The following is a 6580-nucleotide window of genomic DNA, read 5'->3' on the forward strand; positions in this document are numbered from 1 at the left end:
AGAGGCGGGGGTGGGGGCGGGATCAGAGCGACTCGGCGTGGAGCCGGGCGAGGTCGGCCGCGCCGACGACTCCGGCGTCGTTCACGAGCTCCGCGATGCGGAACTCCGGCTCGGGGTGGTAGCCCCGCGCCGGGAGGTTGTCGAGGTAGGCCTGGCGGATCGGATCCAGCAGCAGGTCGCCGGCCTGGGCGACTCCCCCGCCGATCACGAAGAGCTGCGGATCGAGGACCGCGGACAGGCTCGCGGCGGCCTCGCCCAGCCAGTGGCCGAGCTGGCGCAGCGCGGCGAGGGCGCCGAGGTCTCCCGAGACGATGAGGTCCGAGATGATGTGGCCGTTCAGCTCGCCGCCGTTGCGGGCGCGGGCGTCGGCGATGCCCTGGCCGATCCCGCCGGCATCGGCCAGCTCGCCGGCGAAGCGCTGCAGTGCGCGCCCGGAGCCGTACTGCTCGATGCAGCCGCGGGCACCGCAGCCGCAGGGCAGGCCGCCGGGGACGACGCGCATGTGCCCGACCTCGGCCGCGGCGCCGAAGCCCCCGCGCAGGAGGCGGTCGTTGATGACGATCGCGCCGCCGACTCCCGTGCCGATGGTCAGCATGACCATGTCGCTCACGAGGCGCCCGGAGCCGTACCGGAACTCGGCCCAGCCGGCCGCGTTGGCGTCGTTCTCGATGATGATCGGCAGGTCGATGCGGGCCGAGAGCTTCTCGCGGAAGGGCTCGTTGCGCCAGTTGATGTTGGGGGCGTAGTACACGATCGACTGCGACGCGTCGATGAACCCGGCTGCCGCCACTCCGACCGCGGCGACGTCTCCGGCGGGGAGCCCGTCGCGCAGGCGCTCGACCATCTCGACGACGACGTCGACGATGAGCTCGGGGTGCCCGGCGGGCGTCGGCTGACGGTCCTCGCGGAGGATGGCGCCGAACTCGTCGACCAGCGCTCCCGCGATCTTCGTGCCGCCGATGTCGATCCCGATCGCGTGCACGCGAACCGCCTTCCCTCCGCCGTCGGCGCGAGGCGCCGGTGGAGCCGCCTGCTCCGGCGACCAGATCGAGTGTAGTGACCGCGGGCATCGCCGGGGCGGCGCGCGGCACCCCCGGAGAGTCGCGCAGGTGGAGCCGCCCCGATCGTTACCCTGAACGGATCCACAGCTTCGATCCCGCCGATAGAGTGGGATCGACGTTCGTCAGGTACCGAAGGAGTTGCCGTGGAACAGTTCGATTCGCCCGCCGTGGTGGCCGCCGATCCGCAGGCCAACGCCGCGGATCTGCTGCTGGACCGGGTCCGCGAGACACCCGATCGAGTGCTCTTCGGCGTGCCGGAGGGCGGAGGCTGGCGCGACGTCACCGCGCAGGAGTTCCTCGACCAGGTCACGGCACTCGCGAAGGGACTCGTGGCCTCGGGCATCGAGCCCGGCGAGAAGATCGGGCTGATCTGCAAGACCCGCTACGAGTGGACGCTCATCGACTTCGCCGTGTGGTTCGCCGGCGCGATCCTCGTGCCCATCTACGAGACCTCCTCCCCCGCCCAGGTGCAGTGGAACCTCACCGACTCCGGGGCGCACGCGGTCATCGTCGAGACGGCCGACCACTTCGCGCGGCTCGACGAGATCCGTGCCGACGTCCCGGATGTCCGGGTCGCCTGGCAGATCGGCCTCGGCGACCTCGACAAGCTTGCCGCGCGAGGGGTCGACGTGCCCGACGCCGAGATCGAGCGCCGCCGCTCGCTCGCCACCGGCTCGGACATCGCGACGATCATCTACACCTCCGGATCGACGGGCCGCCCCAAGGGCTGCATCATCCGCCACTCGAACTTCGTCGAGCTCAGCCGCAACTCCGCGGTGGCGCTGACCGAGCTGATCCACCAGCCGGGCGCTTCGACGCTGCTCTTCATCACGACCGCGCACGTCTTCGCGCGCTTCATCTCGGTGCTCTGCGTGCACGGCGGCGTGAAGGTCGGCCACCAGGCCGACACGAAGCAGCTGCTGCCCTCGCTCGCCTCGTTCAAGCCGACGTTCCTGCTCGCGGTGCCCCGCGTCTTCGAGAAGGTGTACAACTCGGCCGAGCAGAAGGCGGAGGCCGGGGGGAAGGGGAAGATCTTCCGCCGTGCGGCCGATGTCGCCGTCGCCCACTCCGTCGCCGTCGAGGCCGGTTCCGTGCCGCTCGCCCTCAAGCTGCAGTACCTCCTGTTCGACCGGCTCGTGTACTCGAAGCTCCGCGCGGCGATGGGCGGGAACGTGCGGTTCGCCGTCTCCGGGTCCGCGCCCCTCGGCGACCGGCTCGGCCACTTCTTCCACAGCCTCGGGATCAAGATCCTCGAGGGCTACGGCCTCACCGAGACGACCGCTCCCGCGAGCGTCAACCGCACCGAGCTCTTCAAGATCGGGACCGTCGGTCCGGCGATGCCCGGCGCCTCCATCCGGATCGCCGCCGACGGCGAGATCCAGGTCAGGGGCATCTGCGTCTTCGGCGGGTACTGGAACAACGAGACGGCGACCGCCGAGGCGTTCGACGGCGAGTGGTTCCGGACCGGCGACCTCGGCTCTCTCGACGAGGACGGGTACCTCCGCGTCACCGGGCGCAAGAAGGAGATCATCGTCACGGCGGGCGGCAAGAACGTCGCGCCGGCCGCGCTGGAGGACCCGATCCGCGCCAACCCGCTCGTCGGCCAGGTGGTCGTCGTGGGAGACCAGCGCCCGTTCATCGCGGCCCTCGTGACGCTCGACAGCGAGATGCTGCCGACCTGGCTCGGCAACAACGGTCAGGACCCGACGCTGACGCTGGACGAGGCGGCCGTCAATCCGGCGGTCCTGGCCGAGATCCAGCGGGCCGTCGACCACGCCAACACGGCGGTCTCGCGGGCGGAGTCCATCCGCAAGTTCGTGATCCTGCCGACCGAGTTCACCGAAGCCAGTGGCCATCTGACGCCGAAGATGAGCATCAAGCGCGCGGTGATCCTGTCGGACTACGCGACCACCGTCTCGGCGCTGTACTCCGCTGCGCCGGCCACCGAGGGCATCTCGCTCCGCTGAGGCGGCCGGTCCCGGCCGGCGCGGCTGCACCTGCGAGGGCGCCGATCCCTGCTCGGTGCCCCGCGGTCGGGTCGCACGAGTGTCCGCGGTTCGCAGAGCGGGTCGCGCTCACCGATCGGAAGGCGCTGACCGCGCGCGCTTCCCCGGAAACGCTCGCCCCTTCGGCAGTCCCGTCGCGCTCGGTCGCACCCCTCCTGGAGACAGGGATCTCGATACGCCCGCTGCGCGGGCTACTCGATCAGCAGGGAGGGGAACGCCGCGCGGCTGACCCGGCCCAGCGAAGGTGCAGCCGTATCCGGGAAAGCGCGTCCGAGCGCTTTCCCGTCGGCGGTCGCAACACGCTCCACAAGACGCGACCACCTCGCCGAGCCGACCACGAGGGGCCGGGCAGGGACCGGCACCTCGAAGGTGCAGCCGTATCCGGGAAAGCGCGTCCGAGCGCTTTCCCGTCGGCGGTCGCAACACGCTCCACAGGACGCGACCACCTCGGAGAGCCGACCGCGCGACGCCCGGCAAGGACGGGCGTCCGATCAAGTCAGAACCAGGGGGACTCCCGCACGTCCTTCATGGCGGCGCGGCGGTGCTCCTTGGACAGGCGGTCGAGGTAGAGGCGGCCGTCGAGGTGGTCGCACTCGTGCTGGAGGGCCTGGGCCATCAGGCCGTCCCCCTCCAGGATCACCTCGTTGCCGTCGAGGTCGGTGCCGCGGACCTTGGCGTGGGGGTAGCGGATCGCCGGGTACCAGAGGTTCGGGACCGAGAGGCAGCCCTCGTCGACGGGCTGCGGCTCGCCGCTGAGCTCGACGATCTCGGGGTTGAGGACGTAGCCGATGACGCCGTCGACGTTGTAGCTGAAGGCGCGGAGGTTGACGCCGATCTGCGGTGCTGCGACGCCGGCTCGTCCGGCGGGGCGGACGCTGTCCACGAGGTCCTCGACGAGGCCGCGGATCCCGTCGTCGACGGCGTCGATGGGGGCCGACGGAGTCTTCAGGACGGGATCTCCGAAGATGCGGATCTGGCGTTCGGTCATGTGGTGCGCTCCCTCAGGGCCTCCTCCGCTTTCAGGAGGGCGTTCTCGACGACTTCGCTCGCCGCCGGGTGCGGCCAGTACTGGCTGCGGGCGAGTCCGTGGATGCCGCGTCCGACGCTGGCGGCCTGGACGAGCGGCTGAATGAGGATACTCGCTTGCGGACCCATGAGGTGGGCGCCGAGCAGGGCGCCGTCGAGGCCGACGACCAGGATGCAGACGCTCGACTCGTCCTCGAGGGCCCAGCCGTAGGCCGTCGTGCCGTACTCCTGGCTGACGGAGATCGCGGCGAGGCCGGCCTCCTCGGCGTCCGCCAGCGTGAGACCGAAGTGGGCGATCTGGGGGTGCGCGAAGATCGCACCGGGCACGGGCGACAGCGTGTTGCGCATCGGCTCGTCCGGGTGCAGGAGGTTGTGGGCGACGATGCGCGCCTCGTGGTTGGCGACGTGCTTGAGCTGCCGTTCGGACGAGACGTCGCCGAGCGCGTACAGGCCCGGCACGGGAGCGCCTCCCGAGAGCACGCGCTGCTCCGGATCGACCGCGATACGGCCGTCGGAGTGCAGGTCGATGCCGACGGCCGCCGCGGCGAGCGTGTCGCTGTTGGGGTCGCGGCCGAGGGCGACCAGCAGGACGTCCGTCTCGACCCGGGTCCCGTCGCTGAACGTGACGACGAGTCCGTCGTCGCCGGCGTCCACCTGCTCGGCGGTCACCTCCGTGCGCACGTCCCAGCGCTCGCGGGCGAGGTCGGTGAAGCGGCGCGCGATGTCCTCGTCCAGGGAGCGGAGCAGGCGGTCGCTGCGGACCGCCACGGTCACCGCGGTGCCGAAGGCGGAGAAGACGTGCGCGAACTCGACCGCGACGGCCCCTCCGCCCAGGATCACCAGGCGCTCGGGGAGGTCGTCCAGCCGCATGATCGACGAGGAGTCGTGGATCCGCGGGTCGGGCGAGTAGACGGCGAGCAGGGGACGCGGGCGGGACCCTGCCGCGACGACCACGCGGGGAGCGCTGATCCGGGTGCCGCTCGCGCTCACGAGCACGTGCGGACGGGCGCCGTCGCCGAGGGACTCGAAGCCGAAGCTCTCGCGCAGCACCGTCACGTTCGGCGAACGCTCGTCGCGGTACTCCAGGCCCGCGCGGCTGATCGTGTCGGTGCGGCCGAAGACCCGGTCGCGCACGGCGGCCCACTCCGGGCGCGCGAGCGACCCGCGCACGCCGACGGGGCCGCCCTGGTCGACATCGGTGACGACGTCGGCCACGTGCACGAACATCTTGGTCGGGATGCAGCCGGCGTTCAGGCAGGTGCCGCCGAACCACTCGCCGTCGTCGAGGAGAGCCACGCGGGCGTCGTCGTACTCGGGACCGACGATCGAGTTGCCCGAGCCGGCACCGATGACGATGAGGTCGAACTCCTCCGCCGGAGCGGACTCCTCCGACGACTGCTCCCCGGCCGCGTCAGGCACGCCGGACCGGCATGCCCTCGACGACGAGGGCGGCCAGCAGGCGGGCCGCCTCCTTCGTCCCCGGACGCAGCTGCTCCCACTTCACGACGGAGCCGGCGGCGAGCACCGGGTCGTAGGGGATGCGGACGATGTCGCGCACCCGCGAGCGGAAGTGCGACTCGATCTCCTCGAGCTTGACGAGGCTCGTGCCCTGCGTCGCGGTGTTGAGGGCGACGACGGCGTTCTTGACGAGATCGCCGTAGCCGTTCGCGTCGAGCCAGGTCAGCGTCTCGGACGCGAGACGGGCCTCGTCGACGCTGCCGCCCGAGACGATCACGACGGTGTCGGCCCGTTGGAGGGTGGCGCGCATCACCGAGTGCACGATTCCCGTGCCGCAGTCGGTGAGCATGATCGAGTAGAAGCGCTCGACGAGATCGGCGACCACGTTGTAGTCGTCCTCGTCGAAGGCCTCGGAGAGCATCGGGTCGGTGTCGGAGGCGAGGACGTCCAGCCGGGTCTCGTCGCGCGAGACCATCGTCGAGAAGTCGGTGAAGCCGCTCACGCCGGAGGCGCGGTTCACGACGTCGCGGACGGTCGAGCGCGTCTGCTTCGGCACGCGCTCGGCGAGGGTGCCGCGATCGGGGTTCGCGTCGACGGCGATGATGCGGTCCTCGCGGGAGTCCGCGAGGGCCATGCCGAGCAGGGTCGTCACCGTCGTCTTGCCGACGCCGCCCTTGCGGGTCATGACCGGGACGAAGCGCGTGCCGCCCTCGAACTGGCGCCCGATCCGCTCGTCCATGGCCTTCCACGCCTGCACCTTGCCGGAGTCGCCCAGATTCACGGCGTGGAAGGTGACGTTGTAGACGAAGCGGTTCCAGCCGCCGACGGGTGCCGGGCGGGTGCGCCGGTTGACCTCGAGGAGGCGGTCCGGCGTCAGCATGGAGGACGACTCGGGCGTCGAAGCGGTGCCGGTCGACGTCGCCGTCTCGGCGCGCAGGCGGTCGCGGCGCGTGGCCGCCCGGCTCTGCTCCTGCGAGAGCGTCTCGGCGACAGGAGCCGCGAGCGGCGCCTCGCCGCGGCCGCGAGGGC

Annotated in this window: 5 protein-coding genes; 1 reads left to right on the top strand and 4 read right to left on the bottom strand. The window is 71.4% G+C overall.

Annotated elements, in window-relative coordinates; genetic code table 11:
* Positions 1-22: 22 nt before the first annotated feature.
* Positions 23-982: an ROK family glucokinase gene (locus tag NB037_RS17960; RefSeq protein WP_251948214.1), complete on the bottom strand. Its 960-nt coding sequence runs from the start codon at positions 980-982 to the stop codon at positions 23-25.
* A gap of 222 nt (positions 983-1204) precedes the next feature.
* Here NB037_RS17960 and NB037_RS17965 point away from each other — a divergent pair, with 222 nt between their 5' ends.
* Positions 1205-3028 carry an AMP-dependent synthetase/ligase gene (locus NB037_RS17965; protein ID WP_251948216.1) on the top strand — a complete coding sequence of 608 codons (1824 nt, stop codon included), beginning with the start codon at positions 1205-1207 and terminating at the stop codon, positions 3026-3028.
* Positions 3029-3563: 535 nt separating this feature from the next.
* Here NB037_RS17965 and def read toward each other — a convergent pair.
* The 3 genes from def to NB037_RS17980 all read right to left on the bottom strand — a co-directional run.
* Complete coding sequence (def, locus tag NB037_RS17970) at positions 3564-4055, bottom strand: peptide deformylase (RefSeq protein WP_251948218.1); 492 nt, start codon at positions 4053-4055, stop codon at positions 3564-3566.
* A complete protein-coding gene (locus NB037_RS17975) occupies positions 4052-5512 on the bottom strand; it encodes a mycothione reductase (RefSeq protein WP_251948221.1) in 1461 nt (486 codons plus the stop codon). Before NB037_RS17975 ends, def begins: the two co-directional genes overlap by 4 nt.
* A partial coding sequence (locus tag NB037_RS17980) for a MinD/ParA family ATP-binding protein (RefSeq protein WP_372490787.1) occupies positions 5505-6580 on the bottom strand: 1076 nt, incomplete at its 5' end. The genes NB037_RS17975 and NB037_RS17980, both read right to left, overlap by 8 nt.

The organism is Rathayibacter rubneri (genome assembly GCF_023743255.1).
Lineage (GTDB): Bacteria > Actinomycetota > Actinomycetes > Actinomycetales > Microbacteriaceae > Rathayibacter > Rathayibacter rubneri.

What these genes read in the sequence shown, in the direction of transcription:
- def (WP_251948218.1), bottom strand. Translation starts at nt 4,055, where the DNA reads ATGACCGAACGCCAGATCCGCATCTTCGGAGATCCCGTCCTGAAGACT.